Source organism: Alistipes intestinihominis (genome assembly GCF_040095975.1).
Lineage (GTDB): Bacteria > Bacteroidota > Bacteroidia > Bacteroidales > Rikenellaceae > Alistipes > Alistipes senegalensis.
The window spans coordinates 240562-257180 of the sequence record NZ_JBBMFL010000005.1 but is presented as its reverse complement, the minus strand read 5'-3'; the positions used below and the strand labels follow the sequence as shown (position 1 = coordinate 257180).

Sequence of the window (16619 nt, the reverse complement as noted above, 5' to 3'; positions counted from 1 at the left end):
TAAATGTAAAATCATCTATTTTAGCTTCTATTTGGGTTTAATAGAATTTAATGTATTCAAATGCGGCTACCGGGTACAAGGCAAATCGCTGACAGTCAATGGATGACTTGTCGGCGATTTTTGTTTTGCACCCGGTGCCCGCGCGTTTCCCGGCCGCCGGGATTGCGGCGGCATGCCGAAGCCCTGCTCCCGGAAAGTCGTTCGCCGCCTCTTCCCGCTCGGAAAATCTCCGGACCGAAAATCGGCCTTTCGCCGGCTCGTAAGGCCGATTTCTGAAAATAATCCGTCTCCGTATGCCGTTTTTCGGAATTAACCCCTATCTTTGCCCTCAGATTTGGTTTTCCGTTCCCCGTGCCGGGGAGGAAATGAAAAGGGAATCGGGTGCAAATCCCGGACAGTCCCGCTGCTGTGAAGCTCCGCGAAGGTTCCGAACATCTCAGCCACTGATCCGCAAGGGTCGGGAAGGCTTCGGAACAGGAGTCAGTCAGAAGACCTGCCAAGTCGATTCGATGTCAAAGGACCCCGAGGGATGGGCGTTTGATTTCGGTGGTGTATTGCCTGATATATTTTGAGTCCGGCCCGATTGCAGGGTGCATTGTGCTTTTCCGGCACAGGGTTTCGCTTTGCGGTGGCGGTCCGGCATAAAAACGGGATTCGGTATGGAATTGATCGAACGTTTGTTGTTTGGCTCCGATTCGCTTTGGGGCGGCGGCGTCGCCCACTCGGTGATGATTCTGGCGCTGGTCATAGCCCTCGGCATCATGCTGGGCAAGATCAGGATCGCCGGAGTGTCGCTGGGCGTGACGGGCATTCTGTTCGTCGGTATCGCTTTCAGCTGTTTCGGCATGAACATCGACGAGCATCTGATGCACTTCCTCAAGGAATTCGGACTGATTCTCTTCGTCTATTCGATCGGCTTGCAGGTCGGACCGGGTTTTTTCTCCTCGTTCCGCAAGGGCGGCGTCACGCTGAACAAGCTGGCCGCCCTGGTCGTCGCGCTCGGGGTCGTCACGACGGTCGTCCTTTATTATTTGACGGACCTTCCGATAACCGCCGTGGTCGGCGTGATGTCGGGCGCCGTCACCAATACGCCCGGTCTGGGCGCCGCGCAACAGGCTTTCAGCGACCTGCACGCCGGAGCCGATGCGCCGGATATTGCGACGGGCTATGCGCTGGCCTATCCGCTCGGAGTCATCGGGGCCATCCTGACCCTGCTGGCGCTGCGCTATCTGCTGCGCATCGACGTGCGGCAGGAGGAAGAGGCGGCCGGGCTGGGCACGGACGTTCTGAAAGACCTGACGACCCGGCGGATCTCCGTCGAAGTCTGCAATCCGGCCATCGAGGGCAAAAGCATCTCCGGAATACGGCATCTGGCCCTGCGCGACTTCGTTGTGTCGCGCATCTGCCGTCCGGGCGGAGCTCCCGAATTGGCCGACGCTGCGACGACGCTCCGCTGCGGCGACCGGATTTTGCTCGTGGCGGCGCCCAAGGATGTCGAGGCGCTGGTCGCTCTGCTCGGCCGCGAGGTGGACGCCGAGCAGATGATACAGGACCCGAAGATGATCTCGAGGCGCATCCTGATCACCAAACCCGAGCTGAACGGCAAGACGCTCGCCGAACTGCGCGTCCGCTCGACGAGCGGCGTCACCATCACGCGCATCAACCGTTCGGGCATCGACCTGGTGGCGGCGGGGAACTTGCAGTTGCAGCTGGGCGACCGGGTGACGGTCGTGGGCCCCGAACTGTCGGTGGCCCATGCCGAACGGCTTTTCGGCAACTCACTCAAACGGCTCAACCATCCCAATCTGATCCCCATTTTCATCGGCATTGCGCTGGGTGTCGTCCTGGGCAGCATTTCGTTCTGGATTCCGGGGGTGCCCCAGCCCGTGAAACTGGGGCTGGCCGGCGGTCCGCTGATCGTCGCCATCCTGATCGGCCGCTACGGGCCGCATTACCGGCTCATCACCTACACGACGATGTCGGCCAATCTGATGCTGCGCGAAGTGGGTATTTCGCTCTTCCTCGCGGGCGTGGGGCTGGGTGCGGGCGAGGATTTCGTGCCGACGCTCGTCGCCGGCGGATATGTCTGGATCGCCTACGGCGCCGTGATCACGGTCGTGCCGCTGTTGCTGGCGGGCATTTTCGGACGCTATCGCTACAAACTCAACTACTATACGCTGATCGGCGTGCTTTCGGGCGCCTCGACCAATCCGCCGGCGTTGGCCTATTCGACCGAACAGACCACCTCTGACGCCCCTTCGGTGGGATATGCCACGGTCTACCCGTTGTCGATGTTCCTGCGGGTGCTGGCGGCCCAACTTTTGATACTGATTTTCGGATAAACCCAAAAAGGCGCGGCGAACAAAGACCCGTTACTGCCATAACAAGTCATTGCATAGAGATTAGTAGTCGCCGCGCCTTTTTTTCAATCGAACGGTTATGAATATCGTATTGTACGGAGTTCCGGCGGCGACGGCCGGGAGGATCGCAGACCGCTACGGTCTGAAACTGATAAATTCGCCCGACAAATTCGATGCCTCGGGGACGATGGTGCTGGTTCCGTCGATCAGCGCCCCGCGGTATCTGCTGGCGTTTTACAACGCCATGCTGCGCCACGAGGACGATGTCGATGCGGTCGTTGTCTGCGGCGCGGGGTCCTGCGAGGCCGTCAGCACGGTGCGGTATTGCACCCCGCAGGGAAAATTCTTCACCCTGAACGGCGATCTGGACGAAGAGGAGCTGGAGTCGGAACTCTGTCAGCTTTTCGATTCGCTGTTCGCCGAGGGGAATCAGATCAATCTGTGAGCATGGGGACCGGCGGTTCTGCGACGGAGCCGCGGCGGCGTCCGGACTGCACGATGCGATAGAGGCGTGGAGAGCCGGCGGACGGACAGATGAAAAAGACTGCGGGCGCCGGAGGTAAATCGTTGTATGGCAGACAACGGTGAACTAATCTCCAAATATCCGGCAGCCCGCAGTCTGTGCGGTTAAAGACGGCGGCGGGATTTCATGCGAAGAAAGGTTTGCAATGGTTCGTCGTGATTGAAAGGGTCCCGCCGCCGTGTCAAGGTCTTATTGTGCGATCGTTTCGATCTCTGTCCCTTTCAGGTGCAGGTCGATGGCGCAGTTCAATTGCGTACAGGCTGGCCCATAAAAGTCGCCCAAATATTGGAGTGTGGCAGTCTGGACTTTGATGAAATCAACTCCCGGAAGTTTTACGGGATTGCCTTTCTTGTCCACGGCCCAGCCGATGTCGAAAGAAGAGTTGGTTTCATCTGTCGGATTGGAGTTGCAAACGTAACCGTATTCATACCATTGGGTGGTACCCGGATAGCTTCCTGACATTGGGGTGTTGCTGGGGATCATCGTAACGTTGGTGAATGTCAGTGTTTTGTCTTCGTCGCTGGTACGCAACCAGTAGGGCCATTGCGGAATGACGTTCGCCATCCATCCGCTGCTCAGTGATCCTGGTTCGTTGTCGTTGATTGTATAAGTGATATAGTTATCGACGCCTGTCCCGTAGTTCACGCTCGGGTTGAAATTATCGGGGCGGTCGTAAACGATTTTGATTCCGGTCCGGTTCCCCGTTTTTCCGTATTCGCTGCCGGCCAGTTCGTACCATTCGTCATCGTTGGGCTGACCGTCTCCGTTTTGGTCGAAAGCGACATAGACAATGCCTGGAGCGGGGTAGGAACTGCTGCCGGAGAACGAGCCGATGCGGAAATCGCGCAGTCCGGTAACGTTCATCACCGTATGGTCGAACTTGAAGACGATATATCCGCCCAATGTGCCGAGACTGAGGCCGTTGTTCGTGCTCTGGAAATCTCCGTTGATTTTTTCAGTCGCCGTTTTGAGAACGGTCGTCGGATAGATGTCGTTGGGGCCGAACGGGATGGATGCGGCTCGTGAAGTTGTCGGGGCTGGTTTGTATTCCAACACCTCCGAGATATAGGGCGAATAGGCCGTGGCCTCGGTCGTTACGGTGACGGTGGCGCTCTTGGTCTCGGTGATGCCGCTGTCGTCGGTGACGGTCAGCGAAATCGTGTAGTCGCCCGTTTCCAGTTGGATGAACGACAGCGTCTTGTCGGTTCCGGCTTCGGCGGCCTCCGCGTCGCCGGGGCCTTTCACCGTCCATTCGTAGACCGGATTCTGGTCGAAGCCCGTGATCGCCGGCTCGATCAGGAGCACCTTGCAGCGGTCGGTCGAATAGGCGGCTTCGAGCGACATCGAATTGGAGAATCCGGCCTGGTTGACCGTGATTTCGAGCGTCTTGTCGCTTTCGTCCTGTTTGAGGACCACTTTGCCCGGTTCGCGGGCTTCGGTCGAGCTGTTCTTGGCGACCGTGATGACCAGCGCCGTCTGTTCGAGTTCGGCGGGAGCCCATTCGGGCGATGAAACTACCTCGTAAGCCACGGCGCTCGTGCCGGCCTGCGCCGTCTTGGTCGAGGTGACCAGAATGGTGTAGGTCTTGCCGTCGGCCGGGGCGTCGATCGGGTTGTCCTCGGCTTTCACCGAGAATTCGTAGGTCGTCTTCGACGTGTTGCCGTCGTCGTTCTCGTCTTTGCATGCCGTGAGGAGCACGCTTGCGGCTGCGACGGCCAGCAGGGTTCGGAAAGTGAATTTCTTCATCGTTTTATAAAATTAAAGGGTTTCGTTGTGTCGTTCGTCTTCGGCGCAGCGCACCGACTGCCCGTCGCTGCGGGACGAGATGTCGCGGCGGATGTTGGGACGCTGGTTGTAGGAGGCTATGTAGATTGTCAGTTCGTAGGCGTTTCCGATCCCCGCGGGCGGCGTTCCGGACCAGATGCTGGCTCCGAATCCCGAGTTTTTCAGACATCCGCCGCCGGCGCAGTACCGGAATCCGGCATAGGGGAACACGCCCAGCGCCGAGTAGTCGGTCGTGGCGTTTTCGAGACCGTTCCAGATGAATTCGCCGTTCTTGTCCGCAGGCACGCGCCACCCTTCGGGACACGGGTCGAACGGCGATTTGCCCCGCACGGGTTCGCACCATAGCGTGTCGCAGCGCTTCATTTCCGTCGGTTCGCTGCAACGGAACCAGTCGGAATATCCCTCCGTTCCGCGCAGATAGACCATCGGTTCGACGATCGACTTGGCCAGTCCCGTACGGGTCGGATCGGCGTCGGTTTTGATGGAACGGATGCCCGTGCCTTCCGCCTGCGAACCTTCGGTCAGCTGCACGCCCGCCATGTCGTAGATCGGTTTGCTGTCGAAATGGCGGGAATCCGTCGTGTTCGTGCCGCGGAGAATCCGGTCGCCCGGGAAAGGGTCCTTGCGGCCCCATTGGTACATCAGTCCGCACGCGGCCAGCGAGTCGGCGGCGGTTTTCTCGATGACCGCCTTGTCGATCGTCGCCCCGAGGTTGCGGTCCATGAAGGTGTAATCCTTGATTCCGTCGCCGTCGTTGTCCCAGGTGTAGATTTTGCCGTAGGCGACCAGCTCCGCATCCGGATCGTAGCGCGTCACCCAGATGTGCCAGCTCCAACGGACGGCGCCGCCGATGCGGATGCCGATCACGGCGTTGCCCACCTTGTCGGCCGTCGATACGGCGATGGAACCCTCTTCGGCCTGCTGTCCCGGAATCAGTCCGACGTTCGTGATCAGGCCCGGCAGGTCCTGCCAGAGCAGAACGGGTTCGGGGGTCAGCCCCGTGAAATCCTCCCCGCCCAGCCATTCGGCGTAGAGGTCCCACATGGCATAGGCTTTCAGGATCGGGATGTCGATCGACTGGCCGGGTTTGACCATGAAACAGTTGGGGGTGTACGCCGCTTCGAGGTATTTCCGGTCGATGTCGGGCCCGGGCTCCGGTTCGGGTTCCGGCTCCGGTTCGAGATCGGGGTATTCGTTGGGGTTGTCGTCGTTGTGGTAGGAGCAGGCGACATTCCCGACGCTCAGCGCCAGCAGCAGCGCGGGCAGCAACAGTAGTCTTTTCGTTTTCATAGCGTGGAATCTCTGTTTTATTGGTGTTGGTCGGGCCGCACGTAGATATGCATGTCGCGGGCCATGAAAATTTCGGTGGAGGTCTCGCCGATCCAGCCGCAGTATTGGTTCAGGGCGGTGTAGACCCGGATGAAATCGACCCCCGGCAGGTGTACCGGTTCGCGGGTCTCGGGGTCCACGGCCCACCCGATGTCGAAGCCGTTGTAGTAGTTGCCCTCTTCGTCCTTGGCTTCGTTGGGATAGTTGTCGGCATAGGCGCCGTATTTGAACATGTATTGCAGGTAATAGGAGCCGTTGCCCGAGACATCCACGGCGTTCTTGGGCAGCAGCGTGCCCCGGAACGTCATTTCGTCGGCGTCGATCCACCGCGGGTAGTAGTCCTGGTCGTGGAACTTGTTTTTGTAGACGTAGCCGCTCTGCCCGCGGTTGTCCTCCCACCCGATGTAGGTCATGTCGGTCATGGCGCTGTCGTTCCCCTCGCCGGGCGTCGGGACATGCCCGGGGGCGGGTCGGCGGTAGGTGATCTCGTATCCGTATACGGCCGCTTCGTCCGTGTACCACGGATTCTTGTCGATCTCGTACCACTTGTCGTCGGGCTTGCCGTTCTGGTTCTCGTCGAACATCACCAGAATGATGCCCGGCTCCGAGCTGCCTCCGTCCACGCCCGGGTGGGCGGCGCTGTTGAACGAGTTGCCGTCGATGCGGATGTCGTGTTCGCCCGGAACGTTGACGACCGTGTGGTCGAATCCGAACGTGATGTAGCCGCCGTAGGCTCCCAGCGACACGCCGCTCTGCATCTTTCCGGCGATGGCCTCCTCGGCCTTCTGCCGCATGGTCTCCGCCGTGTCGCCCTCCCGGTATTCGGGCATCGCGTTCACGAACTGTCCCGGTGCCGGGCAGTATTCGTAGACCGTGGCGATGTAGGGGCTGTACTCCACCTCCTCTTCGACCACGTAGAAGGTCATCCGGTGCACGATCGGATTGACGGGGTCGAAGATTCGGAACGTCACGTCGTAGGTGCCCGGATACTGCATCAGGAAGATGTAGTCCTTCTCTTCCGAGAGCAGCGAATCGGCCCCCGAGGCGGTCTTGACCGTCCAGCGGTAGCTCTCTCCCGTGAAGGCGGGTCTGAGATCGACGGTCTGCATGCGGGCGACCTTGTAAAGGTCGTCCAGCCCGAGGCTTACGTAGGGGATGCCGTCGTTGTCGCAGCCGCCGAGCGCGAGGGCCGGCAGCAGGGCGGCGAGTATCTTTTTCATCTTCATCGCTGTGGCTGTTTTCGTTCGAGAAATACCATGTGCGCGGGGATGTCGCCCGTGCGGACGCTCCATTTGCGGACGCCCTCGCGCGAGTAGCAGTGCAGCACGCCGCTCGAAACGTAGTTCTTGGCGTCGGTGACGTAGATGTCGCCGTTCCGGGGGTGGATGGCGATGCCGTAGGGGATCACGATGTCGAGCTCCGTGCCGTCGGTGATGAACTTGCGCGACACGACGCGTTTCTTTTTAACGTCGATGATGGCGTAGGTCACCGTGTTCTTCGAGGTCTGGTTGCTGTACTCGACGCTGTACACGTAGAGCGAATCCCCGGAGACGGTCATGTTCGAGGCCGGAATGTTCATCGCCTCGGCCACCTGGTAGCGTCCGCCGTTGGGTTCCAGCCGGTAGAGGTTCGACGGAACGTCGTCGTAGTTGCCCCGCGAGGAGACCCACAGGTTGCCGTAGGCGTCGGCCTTGATGCGGCTGAGGTTGATCGCCACGTCGATCTTGTACATTTGGCGCATGGTTTCCAGTTCGATGACCGAGACCGTCGAGTCGTAGTTCGGGGCGCGGTAGCCGCCCGAATTGGCGACATAGGCGCGGTCGCCGACGATGGCCAGTTCGTCGGGCTGGTAGCCTACGGTCACCTGGCCGACGATCCGGTAGGTGTCGAGATCCACCTTGAAGACGGCGCCTTTCTGGGCGTCGGGGTCCATCGCCACGGGGCCGACGTAGGCGCTGACATAGGCGTATTTGCCTTTGAAGCGGATGTAGCGGCAGTTGGGGATGTCGATCTGCGTGATGCGGCGGGCGGTGTAGGCGTCCATCACCTCGACCTTGTGCGAACAGTTGATGACGGCGAACAGCCGTCCGTCGTAAACCTGGATGTCGTTGCCCACGTCGCCCAGCTCCTTCACGACGTTGGGGTTCTTCTCCGCATAGATGCCGCGGGCGTAGACCGCCGTGCGGTAGTCGAGGTAGTCGATGTCCGCCTTGTTGCTGCCCATGTTGCCTTCGTTCAGGAGATACATGCCGATCGGGTCGGCATCGGGGTTCTCCCCGAACGGCAGCACCTCGTATTCGGTGGGGTTCACCAGTTCGATCTTCCGGCAGCCGGCGGCGAGGCAGCAGCCGGCCAAAACGATGAAGAGATACCTTTTCATGGCTCGCGGGGGTTAGAGATCGACGCTGACGACGAACCGGAAGTTGGTCTTCGGCATCGGGTAGTTGAGCACCACGTCGTAATCCTGTCCGAAGAGGTTGTTGATCTCGGCCGTGGCCTTGAGTGTCCGGGTGCGGATTCGGAAGGTCTTTTGCAGCGAGAGGTCGCTCGTGTACCACGGCTGGGTGTGGTTGCGCGGGATGTTCTCCTGCTGGTTGTAGCGCTGGCCCGTGTAGATGAAGCTGTAATTGAGCCCCCACCCCTTGTAGAACAGCGCGAGGATGGCCGAGCCGCTGTGCCAGGGGATGTAGGGAATCTGGTCGCGGTAGTAGGTGTCGGCCGGGTCGGTGATGTCGATGGCCTCCTGATAGGTGTACTGGAACTTGGTCGTCACCTCCAGTTTGCCGAGCGTGAACAGGGCGTTCAGCACGGCGTCCACGCCCTTGATCTCCACTTCGCCCAGATTGAGCATCGTCCAGCGGAACTGCTGCCCCTTGGGGTAGGCGATGATCTTGTCCGTGATTTTGTTGTAGTAGGCATCGACCGAAACGTCGAGCATCCGCATGAAGGGCGATCGTTCGAAATCGCGCGCGTATTTCAGCCCAACGTTGAACTGTTCGGCATATTCGGGCTTGAGGAAGGCGTTGCCCATGTCGGTGTAGTAGAGGTCGTTGAAGGTCGGCATGCGGAACATCCGCTTGTAGAAGGCGCGCACCGAAAGGTCGTGGTTTTTCAGCACTTTGAACGATCCGAAGAACGCCGGGGTGGCCACGGCCTTGTCGGGCCGGGCCTCGAAGCGCTCGACCTTTTCGTGGACGAAATAACCCAACAGGCTGGCCTGCATCTTCAGCCGCCCCCATTCGAAAGCCGTGGCCAATGCCGCCATGTGGGTGTAGCGCGTCGGGTAGGGGAAGGTGCCGTCGCTCTCGGTGGGCATGTAGAACGTGGCGTCGAGCGTGTTCCACTGGAAGTCGTAGGCCAGCGACACCTCCCAGTGCTCCAGGATGTTGCAGAGATTGGCGCACGAGAAGTAGAACTCCTTCTGCTTGTAGGTGTTCTTGGTCTGGATCAGCTTGGCGTCCTGATTCTCGTAGTGGGTGTAGTCGGCGGCGTACTTGGCGTTGAACAGCGTGCGGAACCTCTTCGACCAGCGGTTGGTCAGCGTGCCCTGGATGAACGAGTTGGTGTCCCACAGCCGTTCGCCGTGGCGGAAGACGTTGTTGACGATGGCCCCCGGGATGCCGCGCTCGGAGTTGTAGGTGTAGGCCCGCACGGTCCATTGTCCGTCGGCCATCTTTCCGTGGAGCCCGGCCTCCATGCGGGTGGCGTTTATGTCGCCGTTTTGCCGGTAGGCCGTCGTGTCGTAGGCGATTTCGCCCAGCGTGTTGCGGCGGCGGTAGCGGAATTTGTACCGGCCGGTGGCGTTGGTCCACTCGCCGCTGAACGACGAGCTGACGGCGTCGGAGATCTTGTACTCGTAGCGCATCGAGGGGTTGATGAGCCCGAACGAGCCGGTTTTCATCGTGGCCTTGAAATTGGCCCGCTTGCCCTCTTCGAAGCGGGGGCGCCGCGTGGTTATGTAGATCGTTCCGGAGGCTCCGAAATCCTTGGCCGACTGGAAAATGTCGCTTTTCTGACCGTTGTAGAGCGATATTTCCTCCACGTCGTCCAGCGAGAAGCGTCCCAGATCGACCTGTCCGTTCTGGGCGTTGCCCAGCTGGATGCCGTCGTAGAACACGGCCATGTGGTTGGTGCCCATCGAGCGGATGTTGACGGTTTTCAGACCGCCCACGCCGCCGTAGTCTTTGAGCTGCACGCCCGCGAAATAGCGGATGGCGTCGGCCACCGAAAAACTGTTCAGCCGTTGCAGGTCGATGTCTTTGAGGACCTGCGCCGGGATGACCTCGCGGTATTTGGGGATGACGGGAGCGCCGACGATGACGACCTCGCTGATTTTCTGGATGCTGTCCAGTTTTCCGACGTAGCGCCGGTTCGCGGTGGAGTCGGAGGTGTCGGCCGCCGCGTGATTACCCCCCCCCGCAATGAATGCGAGGCATAGGAACGAAAGGCGAAGTTGCTTCATTATGCGTTCTGTGTCAATGGTTTGTCGGGTAAAACCATTGATTCCACAGCCGCAGTGCAACGAAACAGAATGAAAGAGTGCTTTACATGCGTTGTCGATCCGGGCCCGTTCTCCGCAGGCTGCGAAATCAATTTGTCATGCAAGGCAGGTCTTCTGACTCGTTCCGGTTTCGACGCCTTCCCGGTTATCCACCAGTGGCTGAGATTGTCGATTCCTCGTGTGCCCGTTTCCGGACAGGAACTTACAGCAGCGGGAACTGTTGCCGACTTTCACGGCATTCCCTTTTAATCGGTCGGAGGCCGCGGGGCCTCTTTCGGAACCTTTGCGCGGCAAAGATATAAATTTTGTCAGTAATCGGTGATAAAAAACGTTTTTTATTTCATCTTATCGGTCCGCAGCAATGTCGATCCGCGCTGTTACGAACGCTTCCGGAACGTGCATTTCGACCTGCCGGAGAATTTCAAGCGGACGCCCGATCCCTATATGGACCGTTATCCGCAGCAGTTCTTCGACGGCGAGGAGAAGTGGCGGGGATCGTTTATCGACACCGACCGGTATAGCGAGATGCTGCGCTGCTATTATGCGATGGTCAACTCGCTCGACGAGCAGTTCGGGCGCGTGATGGATTTGCTCGAAGAGCTGGGCATAGCCGATAATACCATCGTCGTTTTCACCTCGGATCATGGCGAGCAGTTCGGGTCGCAGGGCCGCATGTACAAACTGACGTTCTACGACGAGTCGGCCCGCATTCCGTTCCTGATCCGCGATCCCAGATACGCCACCGGGGGCCGTGAAAGCGACGCTTGCCTCAATACGCCCGACATCGGACCCACGCTGCTGGGCCTCGCGGGGCTGCACGGGGAGATTCCCGACGAGATGGAGGGTGAGGACCTGAGTTTCATCGTCCGCGGGGAGAAAGGCCGGGAACCCGAATACGCTTTCATGCAGAGCATGGGACACACCTACCAGTGGAAGGACGGCTACGAATGGCGGGCCGTGCGGTCGAAACGCTATACCTATGCCCGTTATCTGCGTGACGGGAGCGAAGTGCTGCTCGACCGGGAGGCCGATCCGACGCAGCTGACCAACTATGCCGGCGATCCGGCCTACGCTTCGGTCAAGAAAGAGCTGCGCAAACACATGGAGCGCAAGATGAAGCAGCTCGGCGACGATTTCAAGCCGTGTTCCTGGTATCGTGACCGCTGGATGTATAAGGGTTACAGCATCAAGGCGTCGGCCCGGGGTGAGTTCGGCCCGCTGCCGCCCGTCGAACCGAAACGTACCGAATAGAGCACCTCCGCGGCATTGCATCGCCCTCCGGAAGCTGGTTTTCCAGCTTCCGGAGGGTTTTTTCATTGTGTGGTGTGGGGGCCGGAGAGGGCGGTCCGAAAAAAAATCGTGCGAATTTCGATTTTCGGGGGGCGGTATTCGGAAATGGCGTGTCTACTTAGTGAAAGCAAAGAAAAAAATCTGTTTTGTGTAAGTTATGCAGAAGGAGATAGACAGACTGATCAATTCCTACCGGAACAATGCCCTGAGCAGGGAGGAGGCCGGTATGCTGGCGGGATGGCTGGAGGAGTCCGACGAACACCGGGCCCAGTTCAGGGAGTGTCTCGCCGGCCGGGAGCAGCCCGCATCGGCCAAGGCGGAGCGGGAGTGGGCGCGGTTCGCGGCCCGCAACAAAATCCTGTTCGCCGTTCCCGAGGGGGTGAATACGCGCCGGAGATTGTTCAGGCGTTACGTCGCGGCGGCCGCGGTCTTGGCGGCGGGCATTTGCGCCGTCTGGTTCTGGCAGGGCGTTCCCGCGGTCCCCGATGCCGGAAACGGCACGGAGATCGGCGCCGCACAGCCGCTGGAATACCGCACAGCGCGCGGCGAGAAGCTCGACATCGTGCTGCCCGACGGTTCGAAGGTCTGCATGAATTCCGAAGCGACGCTGACCGTGGACCTGAAATTCGGAAAGGCCACGCGCGAGATCGAGTTCGACGGCGAGGCGTTCTTCACCATCGCGCCCGACAAGAGCTGTCCGTTCATCATCCACAGCGCCAACAACAATTATACGGTGCTCGGGACCTCGTTCAACCTGCAATCCTACGCTCGGGAGAAGTTCGCCGTGGTGACGCTCCATACGGGCTGCTTGCAGGCGCAGGTCAAGAAGGATGTCATCATCCTCGACCCCAACGAGGAGTTGCAGATCGACGCGACGGCCAACACGATCACCAAGCGGGCGGTGCGCATCGACGATTCGATCGGCTGGATCGAAGGGCGGCTGATCTTCTCGGGGCATCCGCTGAAAGACGTGGCCAACAAACTTTCGCGCTATTATCAGGTGCGGATCAACATCCACGAAGAGATCGCCAACCTGCAATATACGGGCATGGTGGATCGGGAAACGCTGCCGGAGGCCCTTCGGATGATCTCCGAAACCTCCCCTGTAAGGCTCTCCATCACCAATATCGACGGGGAATATTTCCTTTCGAGGGCGAAGCGAAAATAGAGAATGAATTTTTTAACTACCTAAACATTAAATGAATGAGCAATTTTAACAAATCCAAAGGTCGCTGCATGACCCTGCAACGCCGGCTGGCGTGCGGACTGGCAGCGATGTTCCTGGCAGTCGCAGGCATCGCCCATGCCTCCGAAGCCGGGGAGAAGCCCGCGACTGTAACGCTTACCGTCGAACGGGCGCCGCTGGCCACGGTCCTGAAAAAGATCGAGGCGCAGACCTACTACACGTTCTTCTTCAACAACGAACTGGTGGGCAAGGCCGCTCCGGTGACGCTCTCCGTGAAGCAGGCTCCGGTTCCCGACGTGCTGGCGAAGATTTTCGCCGGAAGCGACCTCACGTATGAATTCCGGGAGGACAAGATCCTGATCAAACGCAAGAAATCGGACAAGCCGGCCACGCAGGCGCAGGAGTCCGAAACTGCCGGAACCGTCGGCGGACAGACCGCCGGCGTGGACCGGCAGGTCACCCCCCCCCAGCAGAAAAATACCGCCTCGGCGGCCCCTGCGCTGGTGCAGGGCGTCGTTAGGGACGATACCGGACAGCCCGTTGCGGGCGTCAGCGTGATCGTGAAAGGCTCGCTCGTGGGCGCCGTCACCGAAAGCGACGGTTCGTACCGCATCAAGGCTCGCCCCAGCGACCAGCTGTCGTTCAGCTTCCTGGGCTACAAGACGCAGGACATCTACGTCGGCAGCAAGACGACGATCGACGTGAGGCTCGTCAGCACGGCGCAGGCCATCGACGACGTGGTCGTCACGGCGCTGGGCATGAAGCGCGAGGAGAAGTCGCTGGGTTATGCCGCCACGAAGGTCAAGAGCGACGCCTTTTCGTCGTCGGCCTCGTCGTCCAACTGGATGTCGGGCCTCGCGGGCCAGGTGGCGGGCCTTACGGTCGCCAAAGCCAATACGGGCGGCGGCGGTTCGATGCGCGTGACGCTGCGCGGCGAGTCGTCGATCGACCTCAACAACAACGGGGCGCTGTTCGTCATCGACGGCGTGCCGATGTTCAACACTTCGGCGGCCGGAGCCAACGAAGGGGGTGCCTATGCCATCGACTACGGCAACGGCACGGGCGACGTTAACCCCGAGGACATCGAGAATATCACGGTGCTGAAAGGTCCCGCGGCGACCGCCCTCTACGGTTCGGAGGCCGCCAACGGAGCCATCATCATCACGACGAAATCCGGCGAGGGGCAGGACGGCTCCGTTTCGGTGACCTTCACGTCGAATTTCGTGGTCGATCAGATCAACTCCTCGCCCGATTTCCAGTATGTCTACGGCCAGGGTTCGGCGAAGGGCAACGACGGATTCCATTACGGCGATCCGGTCGATGGCGAGGGCAGCAATACGACCGACGTGTCGTCGTGGGGCCCCAAGATGGACGGGACGCTCTACTATCAGTATTACGACGCGAGCCGCGGCATCGGCGTCGATGAGAACGGCGTGCGCATCAAGACGCCGTTCGTGAGCTACGGCAACTGGTTCAAGAATTTCTTCCAGACGGGATGGACGGCGACCAACACGCTGTCGGTGTCGGGCAAGATCAACAAGAACAATGCGATCCGTTTTTCGGTGACCGATTACCGCAGCGAGTCGATCGTTCCCAATTCGCCCTGGAGCAAACAGTCGCTGTCGCTCAAGAGCAACAACAAGATCAACAGATGGCTGTCGGTGGACACGTCGCTGACCTATTACCGCAAGGACGACGACAACCTTCCGGTGATGGGCTACGGTTCGAGTTCGATCATGTATTCGCTGTGGTGCATGTCGCCCAATATCGACATGAACTGGGCCAAACAGTACTGGCTGCCCGGCCAGGAGCACGTCCAGCAGGACGCCGGTCTTTCGGGCGGCAAGAACAACCCCTATTTCACGGCTTATGAGCAGCTCAACACGCTCGACCGCGACCGCATGTACGGCAATACGGCGCTGAACCTGCATCTCTACAAGGGCCTCGACCTGATGCTCCGCGGAGGTATCGACTTCTCGCGCGATCTGCGTTCGACCCGCCATCCGAAAAGTTCCTACTCCTACAAATACGGCATGTACAGCGAGCAGGAACTCACTTCGTTGCAGCTCTCGACCGATTTCCTGCTGAAATACGACCGCAAGCTGGGCGCCGGATTCAACATCACGGCCAATCTGGGCGGCAGCAGCATCAACCGTTCGTTCGTGCAGACCTCGAAGACCGCCGAGCAGCTCAAACAGCCGGGCGTCTATTCGCTGGCCAACTCGGTCAACCGCATCAAGACGGACAACTACTCCTACGAGCGTCAGACCAACAGCATCTACGGCCTCATCTCGCTCTCGTGGCGCGACGCCGTCTATCTCGACATCACGGGCCGCAACGACTGGTCTTCGACGCTGCCCGTCAGCAACAACTCCTATTTCTATCCGTCGGTTTCGGCCAGCGTGCTGCTCAACGAGCTGATCGACTTCGGCTCGGCGCGCAACGTCGTCAATCTGGTGAAACTGCGCGGCAGCTTCGCGCAGGTGGGCAACGACACGAAGCCTTACCGCACGTCGAACTACCTCACCTCGTCGGATTTCGCGGGCAATTTCCAGATTCCCCGCACGGCGGCCGATCTGAACCTCAAACCCGAGATCGTCAGCTCGTGGGAGGTCGGCGCCGACATCCGCCTGTTCCAGAGCCGCCTGAACCTCGACATCGCCTACTACGACAGCGAGTCGAAGAACCAGATCGTGAGCATGCCCGTCAGTCAGGCGTCGGGCGTCGGCAGCCGTTACAGCAACACGGGCCGCATCCGCAACTGGGGCTGGGAGGTTTCGGTCAACGGAACGATCGTCAAGAACAAGAAAGTGCAGTGGAAAGCCTATGTGAACTGGGCGCTCAACCGCAACCGGGTGCTCGAACTGGGCGACGGCGTCGATTCGTGGATCGTGGCCTCCTATTCGTCGCACGCCTACATGACGGCTTACGAGGGACAGTCGCTCTCGACGATGTACGGCCTGGGCTACAAGCGCGCCCCCGAGGGATCGTTCATCGTGGGCAAGGACGGTTCGCTGACCGATGTCAGCGGCCAGCTGGTGATCGACGAGAACGGCTATCCGCAGTATTCCGACGATTTGCAGCGCATCGGCGAGTGCATGCCCGACTGGAAGGGCGGCTTCGGCACGAGCGTCAAGTGGAACGGACTGACCCTTTCGGTGGCTTTCGACGGTCAGTTCGGCGGACATGTCTACTCCTACTCCAACGCCCTGCTGGGGTCGCGCGGTAAGGGTACGGTCTCGCTTCCGGGCCGTTACGACGGACTGGTGCTCGACGGCGTCAACCAGCTGCCCGACGGCAACTACGTGAAGAACACCCACAAGACGGCCGACATCACCGAGTACTACGGTCTGGCCTATGCGTTCCAGAACGCCGAGCAGAACTTCGTCAGCACGCAGTTCCTCAAACTGCGCGAGCTGCGCCTCGACTACGAGTTCCCGAAGAAATGGCTCTCGAAGACCCGCATCATCAAGGGGCTCGTGCTCTCGGTCTACGGCCGCGACCTGTTCTGCTGGTCCGATTTCCCGGGCTGGGACCCCGAGGGCGCCTTCATGCGCGGCTCGTCGGTCGTTCCCGGCTTCGAGATCGCCCAGATGCCCGGAACCCGCGCCATCGGCGGCAGTATCAAGATCACTTTTTAACGCA

Annotated in this window: 10 protein-coding genes and 2 riboswitches; of the genes, 5 read left to right on the top strand and 5 right to left on the bottom strand. The window is 60.0% G+C overall.

Annotated features, from left to right (window positions below; genetic code table 11):
• The first annotated feature begins 318 nt into the window (after positions 1-318).
• A riboswitch (cobalamin riboswitch) is annotated at positions 319-515 on the top strand.
• Positions 516-659: 144 nt separating this feature from the next.
• Entirely contained in the window at positions 660-2342 is a 1683-nt protein-coding gene (locus tag WMO46_RS06620) for a putative transporter (RefSeq protein ID WP_302588302.1), read from the top strand.
• A gap of 97 nt (positions 2343-2439) precedes the next feature.
• Complete coding sequence (locus WMO46_RS06615; protein WP_129650596.1) at positions 2440-2805, top strand: hypothetical protein; 366 nt, start codon at positions 2440-2442, stop codon at positions 2803-2805.
• 267 nt (positions 2806-3072) lie between these two features.
• Here WMO46_RS06615 and WMO46_RS06610 read toward each other — a convergent pair whose 3' ends face one another.
• The 5 genes from WMO46_RS06610 to WMO46_RS06590 are packed head-to-tail and all read right to left on the bottom strand — an operon-like array spanning position 3073 to position 10459.
• Entirely contained in the window at positions 3073-4629 is a 1557-nt protein-coding gene (locus tag WMO46_RS06610) for a PKD domain-containing protein (RefSeq protein WP_019149562.1), read from the bottom strand.
• A gap of 12 nt (positions 4630-4641) precedes the next feature.
• Positions 4642-5958: a fibrobacter succinogenes major paralogous domain-containing protein gene (locus tag WMO46_RS06605; RefSeq protein WP_349094037.1), complete on the bottom strand. Its 1317-nt coding sequence runs from the start codon at positions 5956-5958 to the stop codon at positions 4642-4644.
• A 17-nt stretch (positions 5959-5975) separates the two neighbouring features.
• Positions 5976-7217 carry a hypothetical protein gene (locus WMO46_RS06600; RefSeq protein ID WP_026076296.1) on the bottom strand — a complete coding sequence of 414 codons (1242 nt, stop codon included), beginning with the start codon at positions 7215-7217 and terminating at the stop codon, positions 5976-5978.
• A gap of 2 nt (positions 7218-7219) precedes the next feature.
• The gene (locus WMO46_RS06595) at positions 7220-8377 is read right to left on the bottom strand and encodes a YncE family protein (RefSeq protein WP_019149565.1); all 1158 of its coding nucleotides are present in this window, start codon (positions 8375-8377) and stop codon (positions 7220-7222) included.
• A 12-nt stretch (positions 8378-8389) separates the two neighbouring features.
• Complete coding sequence (locus tag WMO46_RS06590) at positions 8390-10459, bottom strand: TonB-dependent receptor (protein WP_019149566.1); 2070 nt, start codon at positions 10457-10459, stop codon at positions 8390-8392.
• A 126-nt stretch (positions 10460-10585) separates the two neighbouring features.
• Positions 10586-10799, bottom strand: a riboswitch (cobalamin riboswitch).
• A gap of 17 nt (positions 10800-10816) precedes the next feature.
• Here WMO46_RS06590 and WMO46_RS06585 point away from each other — a divergent pair.
• From WMO46_RS06585 to WMO46_RS06575, 3 genes are all read left to right on the top strand, one after another.
• Complete coding sequence (locus WMO46_RS06585; protein ID WP_302588299.1) at positions 10817-11749, top strand: sulfatase-like hydrolase/transferase; 933 nt, start codon at positions 10817-10819, stop codon at positions 11747-11749.
• 196 nt (positions 11750-11945) lie between these two features.
• Positions 11946-12956, top strand: a complete 1011-nt coding sequence (locus WMO46_RS06580; protein WP_019149568.1) for a FecR family protein — start codon at positions 11946-11948, stop codon at positions 12954-12956.
• 35 nt (positions 12957-12991) lie between these two features.
• Positions 12992-16615 (top strand): SusC/RagA family TonB-linked outer membrane protein, encoded by a 3624-nt coding sequence (locus tag WMO46_RS06575; RefSeq protein WP_349094036.1) that lies wholly within the window; start codon positions 12992-12994, stop codon positions 16613-16615.
• The last annotated feature ends 4 nt before the right edge of the window (positions 16616-16619 follow it).